Genomic DNA, 19,046 nt, shown 5'->3' with positions numbered 1-19,046 from the left:
GCGCCTATCGGTCGTATCCGTGCTGGCCGGCGTGCTGTCCACGATCGCAATGGTGTCGGCGCTGGTGCTCGCGCCGACCGCCGCCGCCGACGACCGGCTGCAGTTCACCGGCACCACGCTGTCGGGTGCCCCGTTCAACGGGTCGAGCCTGGCCGGGCGGCCCGCGGTGCTGTGGTTCTGGACGCCGTGGTGCCCGTTCTGCAACGCCGAGGCGCCGTCGGTGAGCCAGGTCGCCGCGGCCAACCCACAGGTCAGCTTCGTCGGTGTGGCGGCACATTCCGATGTCGGGGCCATGCAGGGGTTCGTCGACAAATACCACCTCAACTTCCCCACCCTCAATGACGCGGACGGGTCGATCTGGGCCCGCTACAACGTCCCGTGGCAGCCGGCCTACGTCTTCTACCGTGCCGACGGGTCATCCACCTTCGTCAACAACCCCACGTCCGCGATGCCGCAGCAGGAACTGGCCGACCGGGTCGCGGCCCTGAAGAGCTAGCCGCCCGGCGTGCCAGACAACCTGGTGGGGTTGGCGTTCGGCGCCGGACTCGTCGCGGCACTCAATCCGTGCGGTTTCGCACTGCTGCCCGGGTACCTGGCGCTGGTGGTGCGGGGCGCCTCGCCGCGGGGGCCGTTGAACGCGCTGGGGCGGGCGCTCGTCGCCACCATCGTGATGACCGCCGGATTCGTTGCCGTGTTCGGCACCTTCGGGCTGCTGACCGTTGCCGCCGCAAACACGGTGCAGCGTTATCTTCCGTACGTCACCTTGGTCATCGGGATCATCCTGCTGGTGCTGGGGGTCTGGTTGCTGGCCGGTCGCCGGCTCGGGTTGCTGTTGCCCGATGCGGTGGCGGGCCGGGCCGGCTGGGCGCCCACTGCACGGCTGGGCTCCATGGCCGGCTACGGCGTCGGGTATGCGCTGGCATCACTGTCGTGCACGGTGGGTCCCTTCCTGGCGGTCACCGGCGCCACTCTCGAATCACCCACCCCACTGCACCGGGTGGCGGTGTTCGCTGCCTACGCAGGGGGTTTCGCTCTTGTCGTCGGCGTTCTGGCCGTGGCCACGGCGCTGGCCGGCACCGTCGTGATCGACCGCTTGCGCAGTGTCGTTCCGTACATCAGCCGGATCAGCGGAGCCCTGCTGATCGCCGTCGGCGCCTATGTCGCCTACTACGGCTGGTATGAAATCCAATTGTTCGGCGCCGCAGGAAATCCCGCTGACCCGGTGATCGCGGCTGCCGGGCGCGTGCAGGGTGCCCTGGCGGGATGGGTGCATCGGCACGGCGCATGGCCGTGGTTGCTCGCCCTGCTGACGCTGGTCGTGCTCGGGCTCGGGTGGCGTACCCGGCGGGTCAGAGTCGCCGCGAGAACTCGCCACGTACGTCCGGCCACGGCGGACGACGCACCATAGCGGCCGTGGCCAAAGTCGCTGCCACCAACCCGATCAGTTCACCCAGCAAGGCGATCCGCGTGTTGTCGACGGCGGGCACCCAGGTGGGTTTGCCGTCCTTGACGACGAAAATCCCCAGCGGTCGTGAGCTGGTTCGCCCGCTGTCGGGCCGGTGCCTCACCTTGCTCACCGGTATCACCGTCGCTCCGTCGGGCGTCAGGTACGGGTCACCGAACACCCGCGAGGTGGTCGCGGTATCGGTGGAGATGCTGTCGAGGGCATCGGGCAGGCGCATGCCGGGGGATCCTTCCTGTCAGCGGTCGAAGTCGGACTCGTCGTCCAGTGGTACGGCGATCGCCTGATCGATCAGGTCGGCCTCGGTGGCATCGGCATCCGTCGAGGTCCGCACCGGGGGCAGTTCCGACAGCGCGTCGTCCTCGTCGTCGACGCCGACCGGTATCAGTTGTTCCACGACGTCGGCCTCCGGGACGTCGTCGCCGAACTCACCGCGCTCAGCGTGTGTCATGGCCAGACATTACCGCCGCGGGCGCCACGGCACAGCCCGGACGGAAGAATCATTGACCGGCAACGGAAGTGAGCGCGGTGCGAATGTCTTCGGGGACCGGCCGCTTGGCCCAGTCGTCGGTCGAGACCACCACATAGACGTTCCGTCCGCACACCCGGGTCTGCTCGTCGCCCGCGGCGTCGGTGCCCAGCACGGTGAAGCCGATGGTGAAACTGGTGGTGCCGATGCGCTCGCACCGGACGGCGATCCGCACCGGCTCGCGCCACCGGACCGGAGCCTGGAAATCGATCTCGGTGTGCACCACCTGCATGTCGATGCCGTTGGCGATCAGGTCGGTGAAGTTCACGCCAAGGTGGTCGAACAGCCCGGTGCATGCCTCGTCGAACCAGGTGAGGTAGTGGCCGTTGAACACCACACCCTGCTGGTCGATCTCGGCGTAACGAGGAACGATTCCGAAGCTGTACTGGGTCACGTCAGCACGGTAACCGACCGCCGGGAGACACTTGGCTGGTGAACCTGGTGACCCTCGACGACATCGAAGCCGCCGCCCGGCGGATAGCCCCCGACATCGTGCGGACCCCGCTGCTGGCGGCCGGGTGGTCAGATGCTGACCGTCCGTTGTGGCTGAAGCCGGAGAATCTGCAACCGATCGGCGCCTTCAAGATCCGCGGCGCATTCAACGCGCTGGGCCGGCTCGATCCCGAGGTCCGGGCGGCCGGAGTGGTGGCCTACTCCAGCGGCAATCACGCCCAGGCCGTGGCGTATGCGGCTGCGGCCTTTGGGGTCACGGCCCACATCGTGATGCCCGAGGAAACCCCGGCCGTCAAGGTGCAGGCCACCCGGGGCCACGGGGCGCAGGTCGTGTTGTGTGGGGCGGGGGAGCGTGAATCGGTCGCCGCCGAACTGGTCGAGCGCACCGGCGGTGTTCTGGTGCCACCGTTCGACCATCCCGACGTGATCGCGGGCCAGGGCACCATCGGGCTGGAGATCGCGCAGGATCTGCCCGAGGTCGCGACGGTCCTCATCCCGATCAGTGGCGGTGGTCTGGCCTCCGGGGTGGGCACCGCGATCCGCGCGTTGTGCCCCCGGGCCAAGATATTCGGCGTGGAGCCCGAGCTCGCCGCGGACACCGCGGAGAGTCTGGCCGCCGGTCACCTGGTGGAATGGCCTGTGGCCCAACGCAACCGGACCATCGCCGACGGCTTGCGTGCGACCCCGTCGGGGCTCACCTTCGCTCACCTGCAACGGGTGCTCGACGGTGTGATCACGGTGAGCGAGGACGAGATCCGTTCGGCGGTGCGAGAACTGGCGCGTCACGCACATCTGGTGGCGGAGCCCAGCGGTGCCGTGGCGCTGGCCGGATATCGCACGGCAGCCACGCCGCCGGGGCCGACGGTCGCGATCGTCTCCGGTGGAAACATCGCGCTGCCGTTGCTGGCCGAGATCCTCGCGGAAGGTCAGTGAACACCTTCCATCAACCTGCTGATCCGCGGTGACATCAGCAGCACCACGACACCCGTGACGATCGCCACCGCCCCGAGCGTGCCGAAGTAGGCGAATTCGTGAGCCGGATCGTAATGCTGGGCCAGCACCCCCGACATCGCCGTGCCGAGCCCCACCGAGAAGAAGAACAGCGCCATCATCTGGGCCCGGAACGCCTCTGGGGCAAGCTTTGTCGTGACCGACAGGCCGATCGGTGACACCAGCAGCTCGGACACCGCGAACACCACCATGATGCCGGCGACCAGTAGCGCGGGCACCACCTTGCCCTGGTGCGGCACTGTCGGGAGAAACAGCAGGAATGCGGCGCCCATCCCGATCACCCCGTAGCCGAATTTGCGCGGTGTGGTCGGTGCCCGGTTGCCCAGCCGGGTCCACAGGACCGCGAACACGGGTGAGAGCAGGATGATCCACACGGGCTCGATCGACCCGATCCAGCTCGACGGCGCGGTCCAGCCGAACAGTGACCAGTTGACCCGCTCGTCGGAGTAGACGGCCAGCACCGTGAACGTCTGCTGGAACAGCGACCAGAACACTGCATTCGCGATGAACAGGGGGATGAAGGCCCGCACCCGGATCCGTTCGGTACCTGTCACTTTGGCTCTGGACAGCATCACCGCGAAATACATTACCGAGGCCACGGCGATCACCGCGGTGGTGATCTGTGACAGGTTCGCCAGTTTGACCAGGTGTGCCGCGAACAGCACCCCCACGACCACGGTCGCCGCCGCCACGACGGCGATCACCTTTCCGATGGACCGCGCCGGCAACGGGTTCGCCACGACACGTCCGTGGCTTCCGAGGTTGCGGCGGAACATCACGTACTGCGCCAGCCCCACTGCCATACCGACCGCTGCGGCGCCGAAGCCGTAGTGGAAGCCGATGTGTGTCTGTAACAACCCCGTGGCCAGCGGTCCGACGAAGGCGCCCAGATTGACGCCGAGGTAGAACAAGGTGAACCCGCCGTCGGCGCGCGGGTCGTTCAAGGCGTAGAGCGTGCCCAACAGTGACGACGCGTTGGCCTTGAGTGCGCCGGACCCGAGTGCGACGAGCACCAGGCCGATGCCGACGCCGGAGAGATCCGGAATGACCGCGAGGGCGATATGGCCGGCCATGACGACCACACCGCCGTAGAACACCGTGCGCTCCATGCCCAGGATGCGATCGGCGACCCAGCCACCCAGCACGGTGGACAGATAAACCAGACCGCCGTAGGCGCCGACGATGCCGGTGGCGGTGCTCTTGGGCAACCCGAGCCCGCCGTCGGTGGCCACGTAGTACAGGTAGTAGCCGAGGATGGTGAGCATCCCGTAGAAGGAGAACCGCTCCCACATCTCCACCCCGGCCAGGTTGGCCAGCCCGAGGGGATGGCCGAAGAACGTCCGGTGTCGCGGAGAATCCTGGACTTCCTGCATGCGCCACCACCTTGCCATGCTGACCGCTCGGTCGGTCCAAATTGACGGCCAAGGCGGCAAACTGTGACTGCTTTGTGTACTGGCGATTCTGCGGCACAGCACATTTCGTCATCGGTGGTGAGAGGTCACCGACGGTGCAGGAGATGGGAATGAAGCTGCCACCGGGTAATGTCACCGTGAAACGTTTGGACGACGGCCACACTTTTCGGGGGTGTATGTGGACGCGGTGCTCGGTGTGTCGTTGACACCGTCCACCGTCGGTCTGGTCCTGGTAGAGGGCTGCGAGGCCGACGGAGCGACCGTCGACCATGAGGCGCTCGACATTCGCGGCCTTGCACCCGCGCGCACCGACGACATCTGCGCCGACGTGGTGAAGGCGGTTCGGCGTTCCGAAAGAGTTGCCGCAGAACGTGGTTTGCGGCTGACAGCCATCGGCGTCACGTGGAGTTCAGGGGCGGCCGCCGAGGCCGCGGTGCTGTTGAAGAAGTTCACGGACGCCGGATTCAACGATGTGATCCCGGTCCGGTTGCCGCACGCGACGGATGCGTTGGCTCGGCGCGTTGCCGGGATCGTCGGATTCGACACGACCGGCGTATGTGTGCTGGAACCCGATGTCGTACAGGCGATGACCGTGAGCGGCGAGAGCCCGGTGCAGACCACGGTCAGCCGTGGCATCGAAACCGTGGCCGGCCTGACCACCTGGTTGTCAGACATGTTCGACGCGGCGGACCCGCGCCCTGATGCGCTGGTCGTCGTGGGGTCCGCCGTAGATCTGGACTCGGTTCTGCCGAAACTCGAGCAGGCACTGGCGGCGCCGGTGTTCACACCTGCCGAACCGGGATTGCCGTTGGCCAGAGGAGCCGCATTGGCCGCGGTGCGCAGGAACCGTTGGGCATCCGACGACAGCGTAGCCCCGACCGGATGGCGCTGGCCCCCAAAGCAATTGACGCCCCTGGCGATATTGGTCGGTGGAGTGCTGGCGTTCGCCGTATCGCTCTCGCTGGCGATCGGCCAGCAGCTGTTGCCCACCTCGGAGCCGGCGCCGCACAAGAGCACGCGTCCGGTGGTGAGTACATCGGGGGATTCGGCTTCCGTGCAGCAGACCTCGGCGGTCACGTCTCCGGCGCCCTCGGCCTCGACGTCCGAAGCTCCGCCGATGCTCGAACCGGTGGTACAGGACGCCCCGCCCGAGTACGTCGTCGATCAATCCACCACGGCGCCACCCGAGAACACCGGCGAGCTGATGGCGCCTCCCGCGCCCGGACTGGAGGCGGTGCCGCCGGAGCAGTCGCCGCCACTGCCCGAACAAGTTCCAGGTGCGCCGCCGCCGGAACCGGGTCAACAGCCCTTGCCCGAGAATCAGGCGCCGCCGCCGTCCTCGACATCGGAGGTGCCTCCACCTCCGCCTCCGGCCCCGGCCCCCGAGGTGGCGCCTCCAGCGCCACCAGTCCCGCCCGAGGCGGCGCCGGTGCAGCAGACGGCCGCGCAGGCTCCGTTGACCGAACCGGCACCGCCCGCACCGGAGCCACCAGCGCCGGAGCCGGCACCGCCCGCGCCGGAAGTGGCCCCACCCGCACCTGAGCAGCTGCCGGCCGAGACTCCGGTGCCGGTTCCCGCCACGCCCTGACCGCTGTGACGTTGCTGAGACTCACGCCAGGGCGCCGATGGGTGCGGTGAAACGTTCTGAGTTGCCCGGCCGATGAGTTCACCATGGGCAACCCACTGCGCCACCGCCGACCTCGAATTGCCGTCGCCACGCTGCGCCTAAAAGGTGCACCTTCGGCGCTCACCTACACTGGTGGAATGCTGAGCGCCCCATCGTCGTCATTCGGAACCGTTCGAGTATCGGTACTGAAAGTGTTTGCGGCGATCGGTGTCGCCACCTTGGCCGCCGCGAGCACGGTGAATGTGGCATCTGCTGCGTCGAGCACGCCTGCACCCGGTGCGAAGATCGAGCCCGCCTCGGGCTCGGTGGTCGGCGTCGCCATGCCGCTGACGGTGACGTTCGCCGACCCGGTGACCGATCGCGATGCGGCACAGAGCAGCCTGAAGATCAGCTCTCCCGAGACCCCCACCGGCACCTTCACCTGGCTCAGTGACGATGTGATGCAGTGGAAACCGGGTCAGCTGTGGCCGGCTCATTCGAAGATCTCGGTCACGGCCGGCGGTGCGAAGACGAGTTTCGAGACGGGGGCCCAGGTACTCGGTGTCGCCGACATCGATGCGCACACCTTCACGGTCAGCATCGATGGCACGGTGGCCCGCACCATGCCTGCGTCGATGGGCAAGCCCAAGCACCCGACCCCGATCGGGACCTTCACCGCGCTGGCCAAAGAGCCTGTCGTGGTGATGGATTCGCGCACCATCGGTATTCCGCTGAGCGACCCGGAGGGGTACAAGCTCACCGTCTACGACGCGGTTCGCGTGACCTGGGGTGGTGTCTACGTGCACGGGGCGCCCTGGTCGGTGGGATCGCAGGGCTATGCCAACGTCAGCCACGGTTGCATCAACCTGAGTCCCGACAACGCCGACTGGTACTTCAACACGGTGCACCTTGGCGACCCTATTGTCGTGCAGGCATAGCCGCGTGCAGGTTCTTCGCGGTCGGTGAGGTGGAGGCCGTCGCCGGGTCGGGATAGGTCCCCAGGGCCCGGTCGGCGGTCCCGGCGGTGGTCACCGTGAACCAGTAGTGCTCGTTCTTGTAGTGGTGCTGGCGATGGTTGCGCCAAACCGCGCGGTATGCGCGGCTTTTCGGCTTGTAGTCGCTGTGGATCAGGTAGTGGCACCACTCGTAGGCCAGGCCGAGCACTGTCAGCAGTGACAGAAAAGTCAGCCCCAGGCCGGGTCGGGGGAACGCCAGGAGGGCGACGGCCACTGCGAGAGGCAGGATCCACAGCAGAGCTCGCCACGGGATGAAGATCAACGGGATCTCACGTGGGTCGACGTGGTGCAGCCGGTGGTCGCGAGCCAACAGCGAATCCAGTGTGATCGGGCCTAATCGCCTTGGCCGCCAATGCAGTACGAAGACGTGGACGACCCATTCGAAGAACGGGAACGTCACCAGCATCACCGCGGGTACGAGCGCGTCGGTGAGTTGCCAGTCTCCGACGGCACACCGCGCGGCGACGCCGGCGATCAGCGCGGTGCCGATCATCCAGGGGGAGGGGTGCTTGACGAACTCCCGAGCCGCGTCACCCAACGTGAAAGCATTGCGCGTCATCGGGTTTCCTCCAACGCCTCGAGGGCGCCCATGAGCGCCATGGTGGCGGGCTCCAGTAGGTCCTGGGCCGCGAGACGGGCAGCCGCGGAGTCGCCTGCTTCGATGGCCTCGACGATCCGGCGATATGCCTCGGGGCGGCCGACTTCGGCGGCCATCATGGTGGCCAGCGCCGGCAGCGCGGGCTCGTAGGTCTGCCGAAGGGTGTTGTACATCAAGCGGAAAGCGATCGAATCCGCACCGTCGACGATCAGATCCCAGAAGCTGAGTGCCTGGCGCTGTTGCTCGACCGGGTCCGGTTCGGCCGCCAGGGCCTCGACGGTGCGGCCGAGTTGCGCGATCACCTCGGACGGGGCCCGCTCGGCGGCCAACTCGGCGACCTTGGGTCCGTTGTGCAGGCGGGTTTCGAGGATGCTGCGAACCACGCCGACGTCGAGTTCGCCTGCGCGCAAGAGGAGTCGGGGCAACAGATCCAGGCCCGCATGTTTGCGGAAGTCCCGCACCGTGGTCGAGTCGCCCTGTCGAACCTCGACCAGGCCCGCCGCGGTCAGCCGCTTGATCGCCTCGCGCACAGCCGGGCGGGACACGCCGAGCACCTCGGCCAGGCGGCGTTCACTGGGCAGCGACTCGCCGGGCTGCATCTGACCGCTGAGTACCTCGGCGACGATCTGCTCGAAGACGTCCTCGGGCACGGATCGGCGGTTCACCGGTTGTAGCGCCATACCGCCCATGCTGCCCGGCCTGGCGGTCAGAGGTCAAGTGGTAAGACCACTAAATTTTCACCGCAGAGCGGCTGCGGTCTCGGCGTCGGCCGGCAGAAAGGCCTCGATGCTCAGTTCCGCGGCGGTCAGGTCCAGGGCAGTACCGAAGGTGGTGACGGTGCTCAGGAAGGTCAGCACGGCGCCGTCGGGGGCCGACAGTTCCAGTGGGACGACCACGCCGCCGAGGTCGCGCACCGGTTCCATCCCTCCCGGGTAGGACTCGATCTCGGCAAGAAGGGCGGCCAGCTCCGCCGAACCGCTCACGGTGACCTCCCGGCGCAGCCGGCTGATCAGGTGGTGGCGCCACTCTGCCAGGTTCCGGATGCGCGGGGCCATGCCCTCGGGGTGCAGGGTGATCCGCAGCGCGTTGGGCTGCGCCAGCAGATGGGGCGCGACACCGTCCAGCATGACTGCGGTACCGGCATTGGCCTGCAACAGATTCCAGGTGCGATCCACGACCACGCAGGGAAACGGGTTGTAGGCGTCCAACACTCGGGCCACACCGTCGCGCACACCTGTCATCTCGGGATCCTCCAGAGTCCGCTCGGCGTACACCGGTGCCAGCCCCGCAGCGAGGAGCAACTGGTTCTGGTCTCGCAGCGGCACCTCCAGTGCGTCGGCGAGGCGCAGCACCATGGCCCGGCTCGGTACCGACCGCCCGGTCTCGATGAAGCTGAGATGTCGCGCCGAGACGTCGGCCTCGATGGCGAGGTCCAGCTGACTGATGCGGCGCCGTAATCGCCAGTCGCGCATCAGCGATCCGATAGGTGTCTGGGTTGCCGCAGTCGTCACCACCCGAGTCTCACTCACGCGCGGGGAGATAACCACTACCTGCGGGGTAATTGCGGTACTTACCCGGTCCGCGTCACCGTGGAGTCCAGTACCCACCAAGGAGGCGGCAGTGAGCGACAAACCTCAGTCCGACCAACGTATTCCGCGCTGGCTGCACTTCGTCATGGCGGCCGACCGGGCCGGGTCGGCCGCCTACATCGGCGCCGGCTTCTTCTTCGCTCCGGTGCTCGCGGTGGTGTCGCCCTGGCCCGCGCTGACAACCGTGCTCTGGATCGCGATCGCCCTCGCCGGCCTGTGGCTGGGGCTTCTCGGCATTGCGATGGCAACCGGTCTGGCGATCACCCTGCGGTCGAATACCGAGATCCCGGAGGACTATTGGCGATCCATCATCGACTATCCGACTGGCCGCGGTAGTCCACCTGCCAATGTTTGATGCCGTTGAGCCAACCCGACCGCAGCCGTTCGGGCGCCGCCAGCGGCCTCAGGTCGGGCATCACGTCGGCGATCGCGTTGAAGATCAGGTCGATCGTCATCCTGGCGAGGTTGGCGCCGATGCAGTAGTGCGCGCCCGTGCCGCCGAACCCCACGTGCGGGTTGGGATCGCGCAAGATGTTGAAGCTGTACGGGTCGTCGAACACGTCCTCGTCGAAGTTCGCCGAGCGGTAGAACATCACCACCCGCTGCCCCTTCTTGATCGGCACGCCGGCCAGCTCGGTGTCTTCCAGTGCGGTGCGCTGGAATGACGTGACGGGCGTGGCCCACCGGACGATCTCGTCGGCCGCGGTGCCCGGGCGCTCCCGTTTGAACAACTCCCACTGGTCGGGGTGATCGGCGAACGCCATCATTCCCTGGGTGATGGAGTTGCGCGTCGTCTCGTTGCCTGCCACGGCGAGCAGGATGACGAAGAAGCCGAACTCGTCGTCGGAGAGCTTGTGCCCCTCGACGTCGGCCTGCAGGAGAGTGGAGACCAGATCCTCGCCAGGGTTCTTCGTCCGCTCAGCCGCCATCTGCATCCCGTACATGATCAGCTCGACCGAGGCACTGATCGCATCGTTGGAGGCGAACTCCGGGTCCTGGTCGCCGACCATCTGATTGGACCAGTCGAACAGTTTCTTGCGGTCTTCCTGCGGCACACCCATGAGGCCCGCGATGGCCTGGAGCGGTAGTTCGCACGAAACCTGCTCGACGAAGTCTCCCGAGCCCTCGGCGGCGGCCGTCTCCACGATCGTGCGTGCGCGCTCGGCGAGGTCCGCGCGCAGGCGTTCGACCGCCCGTGGTGTGAAGGCCCGCGAGATGATCTTCCGCAGGTGCGTGTGGTGTGGGGCGTCCATGTTGAGCATGACGAACTTGCCCTGTTCGATCTGCTGCTGGACGGTGCCGTCGCGGTAGCGCGGGAGGGCGGTCTTCTCCTGGCTGGAGAACACGTCGCTGCGCAGCGAGACCTCTTTGACGTCTTTGTGCTTGGTGACGACCCAGAACCCGCCGTCGTCGAACCCTCCTTGGCCCAGCGGCTGCTCGTTCCACCAGATCGGAGCCAGCTTGCGCATCTCGGCGAGTTCCTCGACGGGCAGCCGTTCGGCGTAGATGTCGGGATCGGTGAAGTCGAATCCGGGCGGGAGGTGCAGAGTCGGCATGGCGTTGGCGCTCCTCGCGACGACGTTGTGTAGTGGCGTAGACCCATTGCTACACCACAGGTGGGGCCCCTCGGAGCGGGTTTCGGAAACTCCCACATCGTGGGTATTGGAACGTGTTCCGATTCTTGCGTTGTAACGGTTGAACGAGCGCGACGATGCACTCAGCGTTACCATTCGTCCCTGGAGCAACAGCAGGAGGCCAACCAGTTATGCGAGTCGACGTCCGTAGGTTCGGGATCGTGTTGACGGGCTGCGTGTCGGGTCCTGTCGTCGCGTTGGCCATGGCCGCCGCGGCGGCCGCGGAGCCACCCAATCCGGCGCCCGCCCCCGCGCCGGCACCTGCGCCCGCGCCGGCGGCTGCTCCCGGGCCGGCGGCTCAGGCCGCGGTCGGAGATCCGGCGGCACCGGCTGCCGCGGCCCCAGTGGGCACCCCTCACCTGGCGAGCCCCGATGCCCTGCCACCGGGCGCCACGATGGATCCCACGGGACAGGGTGCCGAAACCCCCAACTTGAGCTATCTCAAGGATCTGTGGCATGCCGTGCAGAACCAGGAGATCAGTGGCAAGGAAGCCCTGGTACTCGGGCTCGCACAGCGCGGCATGAATACACCTGTCCCGGGTCAGGTACCCGGGCCGAACGTTCCGACCGCGCCTGCGGCACCCGGGGCGCCGGAGGCACCGCTGCCCGGCGGGTCGGCCGTAGCCGAGCCCGGCGCTCCTGCCGGCCCCGCCGGGTTGCCCGCCGCTCCCGCCGGTCCAGCTGTTGCTGTGCCCGCCGTACCGGCGGCGCCGGCTGCTCCGGCGCCGGCGCCCTGAGGCACGGGAATCTGATCAGGCCGGCAGGCTTGTCACCGGAAGATCGACCCGGGCAGGCACGTGCTTGTGCCATGGTGTGCCCGCGTACTCATCGCGCCACTGCGACGACGTGAGCTCGTTGGGGGCGACTCCGGGCACGATCGACCGTCCCTGACCGTCGGTGTAGTCGAGGCCGAATCCGTTGGGCAGCGAGATGTGCCCGGGCAGCATCGCGTCGTTGACCTCGACGGTCACGTCCGCGCTTCCCGTCGCGGTGGTCAGCCTGGCCCGGTCTCCGTCGCGTAGGCCGATGGACTCGGCGTCGTCGGCGCTGATCCGCAGGGCGCCCTCAGTGTCGCGCTTGCGCCAGGCCGGGTCGCGGAAGATGTCGTTGGCGGTGTAGGCCCGACGTTCGCCGGCCGAGAGCACCATCGGGAACTCCTCGGAGGTCAGTGCCGACGGCATGGTCGGCAATGCCCGGACCGCGTCGAGCATCTCGGGCATGTCGAGTGCGATCTTGCGATCGGGGTGCCCGATCAGAGCGAAATCGTCCGGGTATTCGTGCACGGTGAAGGTCAGCCCGGACCGGCCGGCCAGGATGGCCTCGAAGAGGGCGTTGCCGTCGGCGTGACCGGCGCGACGCACGGCATCGGGATAGGTCATCGCGGTCTTCTGCGCCAGCCCCCACAGCGCCGCGGCACCGGCGAGGCCATCCGGAAGCACCGGTCCGAGCGTCTCGTACAGCACGTATGGCAGGACCCGCCCCAGACCCGGGTTGGCACCCACAGCGCCGAGAAACGCTGCGGCGTAGGCGTCCAGACCGTCGCGGGCGGCGCGCCGTAACGGATCCAGTTCGGCGTCGTCGACCGCGCCGATGGCGCGTACCAGGCGGGCCCAGATCTCGGGCTCGGGCAGGGTGCCCGGCAGCGGTTCGAACAGCCGGTGCCGCAGGTGGAAGTTGTTGTGCGGGAACTCAAGGTTGAAGAACGTCGCCTCGGGCTTCTCGAACTGGTTGGCCGCGGGCAGCACATAGTCGGCCAACCGGGCGGTTTCGGTCATCGCGACGTCGATGACCACCAGGAGCTCGAGCGATTCGAGCGCGGCGCGCACGGCCGCCGAATCGGCGATCGAGTGTGCCGGGTTGCTGCTCTCGACGATCATCGCGCGAAAGCGGTCGGGGTGGTCGGTGAGGATCTCCTGCGGCACCGCGTTGGACGGCACCAGGCCGGCGATCACCGGGGCGCCCGTGACCGGGCTGCGCCCGACCCCACCTGAACCGAACAGCGGGGCGAACGACGAATGCAGATGTTGCCCACCGCGTTTGGCGAAGTTGCCGGTGAGGATCCACAGCATCTTGTTGAGGTACGAGCACAGCGTGCTGTTGGGGGCCTGCTGGATGCCGAGATCCTCGAACACGGCCACACTGTCGGCTGCGGCGAGGCGGCGCACCGCCTGGCGCAGCAGGGTTTCGTCGACGCCGCACCGCGCGGCATAGTCGCCGATCGGGACGTGGCCCAGCACCTCACGGACCGGTTCGACACCGTTGACGTGAGCGGCCAGGAACTCTTCGTCGCACAGGTTTTCCTGAACCAGCACCGCGGCCATCGCGGCCAGGCACCACGCATCGGTCCCGGGCCGCACGCGCAGGTGGAAGTCGGCGAGCTTGGCGGTGTCGGTGATCACCGGGTCGATCACTATCATCGCGCGGTCCGGATCCTTGGCGATCTCGTTGAGCACGACGCGGGCCCGTGGAAAACTCTGCGACATCCACGGGTTCTTGCCGACGAACACCGAGACCTCGGCGTGCTCGAACTCGCCGCGGGTGTGCCCGCCGTAGAGGTGGGCGTCGACCCACGCCTCACCGGTCTTCTCCTGCGCCAGGGCGTTTGACCGGTACCGCGAGCCGATCGCCTTGAGGAACGCGCCGCTGTACGCGCCGCCGAGGTGGTTGCCCTGGCCGCCGCCACCGTAGTAGAAGATCTTGTCCCCGCCGTGAGCGTCCTTGACTGCCAGGACCTTCGCGGCGATCTCGGAAACTGCGGTGTCCCAGTCGATCTCCTCGTAGCTGCCGTCAGGTGTGCGGCGCAGTGGCGAGGTCAGGCGGTTGGTGCTGCTCTGGTAGTGGTCCAACCGCAGCGCCTTGTTGCACGTGTAGCCCGCCGACGCCGGGTGGTCTTTGTCGCCGCGGATTTTCGTGATGGCCCGGCCTTCGGTCTGCACCACGATGCCGCAGTTGCACTCACACAGGATGCACGCGGTGGGCTGCCATTGATCGACGGTCATGACGGGGTTCCTTCCGGAAGGAGTGCGCGAAGTTGACGGTGGATCAGATCGAGTGGTTTCACGTCACGGGTCGCCCGGGCCATCACCACGGCGCCTTCGACCGCGGTCAGGATCAGTGTGGCGAGTTCCTCGGCGCGTTCGGTGGTGACTCCGTCGCTCTGCAGGCGGCGGGTGATGAGTCCGGTCCAGCGGGTGAAGGCCACCCCGGCGCGGTCGAGGGGAGTGGGCTCGGCGGCCGCGGGTTCGCCGGCCTCGACCGTCACCGCGACGATCGGGCAACCGGCCCGGAAGTCGGTGGCGGACAGCTGTTTACGGAACCCCGCGATCATCGCGTCGAGCAGTGCCACGGCGCTGTCCGCCTCGTCGATCCGAGCCGCGATGTGATCGCTGGCGTAATCGATTGCCTCGCACAGGAGTTGGTTGCGGCCGCCGGGGAAGTAGTGGTATGCCGAGCCTCGCGGGGCGCCGCTGTGGGCCAATACATCGGCAATCGCCGTCGGGTGCGCGCCGCGTTCCCGGATCAACAGTGCGGCCGAAGCCACCATGCGTTCGCGAGGACTGGTCATCCGAAGCCCTTCCGCCAATTCTATGTATGCAACCATACATAATCGGCAGGCATGGGTCTACCGCCCGTCGCCTACGACTCAAGCGGCGGGTTGCTGCTTGATGCTGACTGCAATTCGCCGCGTTGACGATCTAAGCGGCTGTCACCAGCCACAGCACGAGAAAAATGGACATGCTCGTCAGGCAGAGCAGATGATCGCGGCAGATGGCGCGGGCCAATCGCGTCTGCTGGGCCGGGCCGGCGGTGCGCGCGCCCAGGGCCACGGCGTTGGGGACGGTGCGCAGCAGGGCCAGCAGCACGGGGCCGCCGGCGAGCAGCGCGAACATTGCGGTCAGCCAACCCGGGTCGGCACCGTCGAATGCGTGAAAAGCCACTGCCGCCAACAGCACCACCATGACGGCGGCGATCAGCAGGCTCATCGGGCGCGATGTCGTGGTCGCACGGCGGTAGTAGCCGGCGATGGACGCCAGCACGGGTTCCGGCAATTCGGCCGACCTGCGGTGGGGTAGGACCTGAACGTCGAAGATCAGGTCCATCCACAGAACGGCGATGAGGAACCCGCTGCCGGCGGCCTCGATCACACCCCGGCGGCCTCGTTCAGGGCATTGAGGTTGCCCGTCGCCTCCAGGTACTCCTGAACCCAGCGCTCGATCACGGCCGAGGTCTTCTCGACCTTCTGGAACTGGCCGACGACCTGGCCCACCGGGTTGAACGCGACGTCGACACTCTCGTTCGGGTACTTGTGCGTCGCCGCGACGGCCATTCCGGACACCATGTACTGCAGCGGCATGCCGAGCGGCTTCGGGTTGTCCGGGTTCTCCCAGGCGTCGGTCCAGTCGTTGCGGAGCATGCGGGCCGGCTTGCCGGTGAACGAGCGGCTGCGCACCGTGTCCTTGCTCGTGGCCTTGGCGTACGCCGCGTGCTGCTGTTCGGTGTGCTCGGACTCCTCGACCATGACCCACTGCGAGCCGGTCCAGGCGCCCTGCGCGCCGAGAGCCAGGGCAGCGGCGATCTGCTGACCGCTGCCGATACCGCCGGCGGCCAGGACCGGAACCGGGGCCACTTCCTTGACCACCTGGGGCCACAGCACGATCGAGCCGATCTCGCCGCTGTGGCCGCCGGCCTCGCCGCCCTGGGCGATGATGATGTCCACGCCCGCGTCGGCGTGCTTGCGGGCCTGTGACGGCGAACCGCACAGCGCCGCGACCTTGCGCCCCTCGGCGTGGATGCGGTCGATCATGTCCTTGGGCGGCGTGCCCAGCGCGTTGGCGATCAGCGTCATCTTGGGGTGCTTCAGCGCGATCTCGACCTGAGGCGTCGCGGTGGCCTCGGTCCAGCCCAGCAGCTGCAGGGCGTCGTCGTCGCTGTGGTCGACCGGCACGCCATGGTCGGCGAGGATCTTCTTGGCGAAATCCAGGTGCTCCTGAGGTACCAGGGACTGCAGCATGCCCTTGAGGTCGTCGGCGGACATGTTGGCGTCCATGCCCTCGTACTTGTTCGGGATGACGATGTCGACGCCGTACGGGTGGTCGCCGATGTGCTCGTCGATCCAGTTCAACTCGATCTCGAGCTGCTCGGGGGTGAATCCGACGGCGCCCAGCACGCCGAAACCACCGGCCTTGCTGACGGCGACGACCACGTCGCGACAGTGGGTGAACGCGAAGATCGGGACGTCGATCCCGAGCTCGTCGCAGAGTGCGGTGTGCATTCGGAGCTCCTTGTGGTGGCGGTGTAGTGGCAGTGCGGTTTGAGAGTCCTCGGCCGGTACGGCCCGCATGGAAATGAAACGTGTTCTAGTTTAGTACGGCCTCGGGCTCGTTTGGGGAACGACCCGGAATTTTCATGCGAGTTCGGCGACGAATGAAACTTCATTCCCGTCAGGATCGGCAACGTCGATGACAGCGACCATGTCGGCGATGACCTGCGGTTCCCCGATTGTCACCCCATCCTGGCGCAGCCCGGCGGCGGTGTGCTCCAGATCGTCGACACCGAATCGCACGGCAGACCTCCCGGCCCGAACCGGATCAGTGACGACCTGTAGCCAGGCGGTCGCGGTCAGCTGCCATTCAGCGACCCCTGGAACAGGTTCCAGGTCAGGTTCCCGGCCGAGCAGCCGCGCGTACCAGGCCCTCGCCTCCTCGAAACGACCGGTGGCGATGACAGCCGCGACGTCCTTGATCGCGATGGATTGCATTTGTGCGGACATCCCTCTGTTCTAGTCCTGATCGAGTCTCGACTGGCAGATTGTCGTGGCGGCTTGGTGTACTAGGCCCATGGGCCGCATGCTCTCGCCACCCGAGTCGCTTGAGGAGATCGGGGACGGTCCGGGCGGTGCGCAGGTGGGGGCCTTCTTCGACCTGGACGGCACGCTGGTGGACGGGTTCACCGCCACGGCGCACGCCGGTCATCGGATCCGCCGGCGGCAGGCCGCTGCAGGCGAGATCCTCGGAATCGTCGAGGCCTCGGTCCGGTATCGGATCGGCCGGATGCCGTTCGAGCGGCTGTTGGTCCGGGCGGCCGGGTACCTCCGCGGCGAATCACTGCTCGAGCTCGACGAGCTGGGGGAGTACCTGTTCGAGAGCCGCATCAACCAGCGGGTCTACCCGCACATGCGTGACGTGGTGCGTCGTCACCAGGACCGCGGCCACACCGTCGTGATGAGTTCCTCGGCCCTGACCATCCACGCCGAGCCGGTCGCGCGGCACCTGGGGATCGACCACGTGCTGTGCAATCACTTTCTGACCGACGACCAGGGCAGGCTCACCGGCGGGATCGTCGAACCGATCATCTGGGGGGCCCGCAAAGCCGATGCGGTGCAGGCCTTTTGCCGGGCCGAGCAGGTCGATCTGGCCCACAGCTATTTCTACGCGGACGGCCCCGAGGATGGCGCACTGATGCGGTTGGTGGGCCATCCGCGGCCCGTGAATCCGCGGCCGGGTCTGGCCTCGGCCGCCACCGAACAGGACTGGCCGGTGCTCAGCTTGCCGCGTCCCGGTGGCCGGCGTCGTGGCGAACGCCGGCTCCGTCCCGGCGCCTAGCCCAGCCTGTGCAGTCCCATGCCCGTGACGAGCGGCATGTCCAGGGTGGTGCGGATGCCGGGCGCGGCGGCCACCACGTCAGGGATGGCGTTCACGATGCGCCCGGCCGCCGCGACGATGGCGGCGTGGTTGTGGTCGCCCTTACGGCTGGTGGGGCAGATGTCCACGACATACGACGGCTCGCCGGTGATCTCGACGCGGTAGGAGCCGCCGGGCTGGGCCGGTTGCGCCCAGTCCGGTCGTAGGTCCGCACGTACCCGGGTGACGTGTTCGACGACGATCACCGGCTTACCGCCGACCATGCCGTTGATCTGGAAGCGCATCGCCGCCACCGTGCCCTTGGCGATGACGCCGGTCGCGACCTCGATGTCCTCGGGCGCGGGCTCCAACTCGTAGTGCTCGGTGATGTCTTCGACTTCGACGCCCAGTCCGGCGGCGAGCATCCGGATCGCGGTCCCCCAAGCGGCACTGAGGATTCCGGGGAGAAACAACATTCCGGGCTGGTCGATCGGGTTGCCGAATCCCATGACGATCGACATCACCTCGGTGCCGTCATAGGTGGCGTAGTCGGCGATCTCCATGGTCTTGATCTGATCGATGCGCTGACAGGTACCGGCGATGGCGAACGGCAGCAGGTCGGTGGCGAACCCGGGGTCGACACCGGTGATGAACACGCTTGAATTACCCGCCTGAGCAGCTTCTTCGACCCGTGCGATGGCCTTCTCCGGCATGGCGCCCCAGGGGAATTGCAGGCCGCCCGGGGCCGAGCCGACCACATTGATCCCGGCGGCCAGTGCGGCCATCACATCGCGCGTGGCTTCCACGGGGCGGGTGTCACCCATCGCGCAGTACACCAGGCAGTCCGGCTTGGCGGCGATCGAGGCATCGATGCCCAGCGTGGCGGTGACCCCGGTGACGCCACCCAGTCCGGCCAGTTCGCCGGCGTCCAGGCCGACCTTCGCCTCGGTCGAGGTGCCCACCGCGACGAGTTCGAACCGGGGGTCCTCGATGAGCTGGATCAGGGCCAACCGGCCGCAGTTTCCGGTGCCGACGATCGCCACGCGAATGGCCATACAGGTCTCCTCAAGTGTTCGGTCTGATCGCAGTATGCCTACCGGACAAGAAAATTGGAAC

The 19,046-nt window shown here is 67.4% G+C and carries 22 protein-coding genes; 8 read left to right on the top strand and 14 right to left on the bottom strand.

The window, feature by feature from the left end; all coding sequences use genetic code 11:
- The first annotated feature begins 49 nt into the window (after nt 1-49).
- Nucleotides 50-496 carry a protein disulfide oxidoreductase gene (locus AB0876_RS30500; RefSeq protein ID WP_491840986.1) on the top strand — a complete coding sequence of 149 codons (447 nt, stop codon included), beginning with the start codon at nt 50-52 and terminating at the stop codon, nt 494-496.
- A gap of 9 nt (nt 497-505) precedes the next feature.
- Entirely contained in the window at nt 506-1,408 is a 903-nt protein-coding gene (locus tag AB0876_RS30495; RefSeq protein WP_491840944.1) for a cytochrome c biogenesis CcdA family protein, read from the top strand.
- Here the strand turns inward: AB0876_RS30495 and AB0876_RS30490 are convergent.
- The 3 genes from AB0876_RS30490 to AB0876_RS30480 are packed head-to-tail and all read right to left on the bottom strand — an operon-like array spanning nt 1,350 to nt 2,385.
- Complete coding sequence (locus AB0876_RS30490) at nt 1,350-1,682, bottom strand: hypothetical protein (RefSeq protein ID WP_491840945.1); 333 nt, start codon at nt 1,680-1,682, stop codon at nt 1,350-1,352. The two genes, AB0876_RS30495 and AB0876_RS30490, sit on opposite strands and share 59 nt — an antisense overlap.
- A gap of 18 nt (nt 1,683-1,700) precedes the next feature.
- Nucleotides 1,701-1,913 carry an Rv3202a family protein gene (locus AB0876_RS30485; protein ID WP_526043781.1) on the bottom strand — a complete coding sequence of 71 codons (213 nt, stop codon included), beginning with the start codon at nt 1,911-1,913 and terminating at the stop codon, nt 1,701-1,703.
- Between the two features lie 49 nt (nt 1,914-1,962).
- Nucleotides 1,963-2,385: an acyl-CoA thioesterase gene (locus tag AB0876_RS30480; RefSeq protein ID WP_526043780.1), complete on the bottom strand. Its 423-nt coding sequence runs from the start codon at nt 2,383-2,385 to the stop codon at nt 1,963-1,965.
- A 38-nt stretch (nt 2,386-2,423) separates the two neighbouring features.
- On the opposite strand from AB0876_RS30480, the gene AB0876_RS30475 reads away from it, so the two are divergent.
- Nucleotides 2,424-3,377 carry a threonine ammonia-lyase gene (locus tag AB0876_RS30475; protein WP_526043779.1) on the top strand — a complete coding sequence of 318 codons (954 nt, stop codon included), beginning with the start codon at nt 2,424-2,426 and terminating at the stop codon, nt 3,375-3,377.
- Here AB0876_RS30475 and AB0876_RS30470 read toward each other — a convergent pair.
- The gene (locus AB0876_RS30470) at nt 3,371-4,828 is read right to left on the bottom strand and encodes a peptide MFS transporter (RefSeq protein WP_526043778.1); all 1,458 of its coding nucleotides are present in this window, start codon (nt 4,826-4,828) and stop codon (nt 3,371-3,373) included. The genes AB0876_RS30475 and AB0876_RS30470 overlap by 7 nt on opposite strands.
- A gap of 211 nt (nt 4,829-5,039) precedes the next feature.
- On the opposite strand from AB0876_RS30470, the gene AB0876_RS30465 reads away from it, so the two are divergent.
- Nucleotides 5,040-6,455, top strand: a complete 1,416-nt coding sequence (locus AB0876_RS30465; protein ID WP_526043777.1) for a DUF7159 family protein — start codon at nt 5,040-5,042, stop codon at nt 6,453-6,455.
- 176 nt (nt 6,456-6,631) lie between these two features.
- Nucleotides 6,632-7,411 (top strand): L,D-transpeptidase, encoded by a 780-nt coding sequence (locus tag AB0876_RS30460; protein ID WP_526043776.1) that lies wholly within the window; start codon nt 6,632-6,634, stop codon nt 7,409-7,411.
- On the opposite strand, the gene AB0876_RS30455 is transcribed toward AB0876_RS30460, so the two are convergent.
- Genes AB0876_RS30455 through AB0876_RS30445 form a run of 3 tightly spaced genes read right to left on the bottom strand, consistent with a single transcriptional unit; the run spans nt 7,392 to nt 9,559 of the window.
- The gene (locus AB0876_RS30455; RefSeq protein WP_526043775.1) at nt 7,392-8,048 is read right to left on the bottom strand and encodes a sterol desaturase family protein; all 657 of its coding nucleotides are present in this window, start codon (nt 8,046-8,048) and stop codon (nt 7,392-7,394) included. The genes AB0876_RS30460 and AB0876_RS30455 overlap by 20 nt on opposite strands.
- The gene (locus tag AB0876_RS30450; RefSeq protein ID WP_526043774.1) at nt 8,045-8,767 is read right to left on the bottom strand and encodes a FadR/GntR family transcriptional regulator; all 723 of its coding nucleotides are present in this window, start codon (nt 8,765-8,767) and stop codon (nt 8,045-8,047) included. The genes AB0876_RS30455 and AB0876_RS30450 overlap by 4 nt, the downstream gene beginning before the upstream one ends.
- 57 nt (nt 8,768-8,824) lie before the next feature.
- Nucleotides 8,825-9,559, bottom strand: a complete 735-nt coding sequence (locus AB0876_RS30445) for a helix-turn-helix domain-containing protein (RefSeq protein ID WP_491840987.1) — start codon at nt 9,557-9,559, stop codon at nt 8,825-8,827.
- A gap of 202 nt (nt 9,560-9,761) precedes the next feature.
- On the opposite strand from AB0876_RS30445, the gene AB0876_RS30440 reads away from it, so the two are divergent.
- Complete coding sequence (locus AB0876_RS30440; protein ID WP_491840988.1) at nt 9,762-10,031, top strand: hypothetical protein; 270 nt, start codon at nt 9,762-9,764, stop codon at nt 10,029-10,031.
- On the opposite strand, the gene AB0876_RS30435 is transcribed toward AB0876_RS30440, so the two are convergent.
- Nucleotides 9,985-11,232 (bottom strand): cytochrome P450, encoded by a 1,248-nt coding sequence (locus tag AB0876_RS30435; protein ID WP_491840954.1) that lies wholly within the window; start codon nt 11,230-11,232, stop codon nt 9,985-9,987. The two genes, AB0876_RS30440 and AB0876_RS30435, sit on opposite strands and share 47 nt — an antisense overlap.
- A 209-nt stretch (nt 11,233-11,441) precedes the next feature.
- On the opposite strand from AB0876_RS30435, the gene AB0876_RS30430 reads away from it, so the two are divergent.
- Nucleotides 11,442-12,047: a hypothetical protein gene (locus AB0876_RS30430; RefSeq protein WP_491840955.1), complete on the top strand. Its 606-nt coding sequence runs from the start codon at nt 11,442-11,444 to the stop codon at nt 12,045-12,047.
- A 15-nt stretch (nt 12,048-12,062) separates the two neighbouring features.
- Here AB0876_RS30430 and AB0876_RS30425 read toward each other — a convergent pair whose 3' ends face one another.
- From AB0876_RS30425 to AB0876_RS30405, 5 genes are all read right to left on the bottom strand, one after another.
- Nucleotides 12,063-14,309 (bottom strand): molybdopterin-dependent oxidoreductase, encoded by a 2,247-nt coding sequence (locus tag AB0876_RS30425; RefSeq protein WP_526043773.1) that lies wholly within the window; start codon nt 14,307-14,309, stop codon nt 12,063-12,065.
- Nucleotides 14,306-14,875: a TetR/AcrR family transcriptional regulator gene (locus AB0876_RS30420; protein ID WP_491840957.1), complete on the bottom strand. Its 570-nt coding sequence runs from the start codon at nt 14,873-14,875 to the stop codon at nt 14,306-14,308. Before AB0876_RS30420 ends, AB0876_RS30425 begins: the two co-directional genes overlap by 4 nt.
- Before the next feature lie 130 nt (nt 14,876-15,005).
- Nucleotides 15,006-15,410: a hypothetical protein gene (locus AB0876_RS30415; RefSeq protein ID WP_491840989.1), complete on the bottom strand. Its 405-nt coding sequence runs from the start codon at nt 15,408-15,410 to the stop codon at nt 15,006-15,008.
- Nucleotides 15,411-15,451: 41 nt separating this feature from the next.
- Nucleotides 15,452-16,582 carry a nitronate monooxygenase gene (locus tag AB0876_RS30410; protein ID WP_491840958.1) on the bottom strand — a complete coding sequence of 377 codons (1,131 nt, stop codon included), beginning with the start codon at nt 16,580-16,582 and terminating at the stop codon, nt 15,452-15,454.
- Nucleotides 16,583-16,714: 132 nt separating this feature from the next.
- Nucleotides 16,715-17,080, bottom strand: coding sequence for a VOC family protein (locus AB0876_RS30405; protein WP_491840959.1), 366 nt, complete (start codon nt 17,078-17,080; stop codon nt 16,715-16,717).
- Nucleotides 17,081-17,147: 67 nt separating this feature from the next.
- On the opposite strand from AB0876_RS30405, the gene AB0876_RS30400 reads away from it, so the two are divergent.
- Nucleotides 17,148-17,912: an HAD family hydrolase gene (locus tag AB0876_RS30400; protein ID WP_491840960.1), complete on the top strand. Its 765-nt coding sequence runs from the start codon at nt 17,148-17,150 to the stop codon at nt 17,910-17,912.
- On the opposite strand, the gene AB0876_RS30395 is transcribed toward AB0876_RS30400, so the two are convergent.
- Nucleotides 17,909-18,985 carry an NAD(P)H-dependent amine dehydrogenase family protein gene (locus tag AB0876_RS30395; RefSeq protein WP_491840961.1) on the bottom strand — a complete coding sequence of 359 codons (1,077 nt, stop codon included), beginning with the start codon at nt 18,983-18,985 and terminating at the stop codon, nt 17,909-17,911. The two genes, AB0876_RS30400 and AB0876_RS30395, sit on opposite strands and share 4 nt — an antisense overlap.
- Nucleotides 18,986-19,046 lie beyond the last annotated feature (61 nt).

Source organism: Mycobacterium sp. NPDC049093 (assembly GCF_040704635.1).
Taxonomy (GTDB): domain Bacteria; phylum Actinomycetota; class Actinomycetes; order Mycobacteriales; family Mycobacteriaceae; genus Mycobacterium.
This window is presented reverse-complemented; position numbering and strand designations above follow the sequence as displayed.

What these genes read in the sequence shown, in the direction of transcription:
- AB0876_RS30500 (WP_491840986.1), top strand. Translation starts at nt 50, where the DNA reads ATGGTGTCGGCGCTGGTGCTCGCGCCGACCGCCGCCGCCGACGACCGG.
- AB0876_RS30490 (WP_491840945.1), bottom strand. Translation starts at nt 1,682, where the DNA reads ATGCGCCTGCCCGATGCCCTCGACAGCATCTCCACCGATACCGCGACC.
- AB0876_RS30485 (WP_526043781.1), bottom strand. Translation starts at nt 1,913, where the DNA reads ATGACACACGCTGAGCGCGGTGAGTTCGGCGACGACGTCCCGGAGGCC.
- AB0876_RS30470 (WP_526043778.1), bottom strand. Translation starts at nt 4,828, where the DNA reads ATGCAGGAAGTCCAGGATTCTCCGCGACACCGGACGTTCTTCGGCCAT.
- AB0876_RS30460 (WP_526043776.1), top strand. Translation starts at nt 6,632, where the DNA reads ATGCTGAGCGCCCCATCGTCGTCATTCGGAACCGTTCGAGTATCGGTA.
- AB0876_RS30455 (WP_526043775.1), bottom strand. Translation starts at nt 8,048, where the DNA reads ATGACGCGCAATGCTTTCACGTTGGGTGACGCGGCTCGGGAGTTCGTC.
- AB0876_RS30450 (WP_526043774.1), bottom strand. Translation starts at nt 8,767, where the DNA reads ATGGCGCTACAACCGGTGAACCGCCGATCCGTGCCCGAGGACGTCTTC.
- AB0876_RS30445 (WP_491840987.1), bottom strand. Translation starts at nt 9,559, where the DNA reads ATGCGCGACTGGCGATTACGGCGCCGCATCAGTCAGCTGGACCTCGCC.
- AB0876_RS30440 (WP_491840988.1), top strand. Translation starts at nt 9,762, where the DNA reads ATGGCGGCCGACCGGGCCGGGTCGGCCGCCTACATCGGCGCCGGCTTC.
- AB0876_RS30435 (WP_491840954.1), bottom strand. Translation starts at nt 11,232, where the DNA reads ATGCCGACTCTGCACCTCCCGCCCGGATTCGACTTCACCGATCCCGAC.
- AB0876_RS30430 (WP_491840955.1), top strand. Translation starts at nt 11,442, where the DNA reads ATGCGAGTCGACGTCCGTAGGTTCGGGATCGTGTTGACGGGCTGCGTG.
- AB0876_RS30425 (WP_526043773.1), bottom strand. Translation starts at nt 14,309, where the DNA reads ATGACCGTCGATCAATGGCAGCCCACCGCGTGCATCCTGTGTGAGTGC.
- AB0876_RS30420 (WP_491840957.1), bottom strand. Translation starts at nt 14,875, where the DNA reads ATGACCAGTCCTCGCGAACGCATGGTGGCTTCGGCCGCACTGTTGATC.
- AB0876_RS30415 (WP_491840989.1), bottom strand. Translation starts at nt 15,410, where the DNA reads ATGGACCTGATCTTCGACGTTCAGGTCCTACCCCACCGCAGGTCGGCC.
- AB0876_RS30410 (WP_491840958.1), bottom strand. Translation starts at nt 16,582, where the DNA reads ATGCACACCGCACTCTGCGACGAGCTCGGGATCGACGTCCCGATCTTC.
- AB0876_RS30405 (WP_491840959.1), bottom strand. Translation starts at nt 17,080, where the DNA reads ATGTCCGCACAAATGCAATCCATCGCGATCAAGGACGTCGCGGCTGTC.
- AB0876_RS30400 (WP_491840960.1), top strand. Translation starts at nt 17,148, where the DNA reads ATGGGCCGCATGCTCTCGCCACCCGAGTCGCTTGAGGAGATCGGGGAC.
- AB0876_RS30395 (WP_491840961.1), bottom strand. Translation starts at nt 18,985, where the DNA reads ATGGCCATTCGCGTGGCGATCGTCGGCACCGGAAACTGCGGCCGGTTG.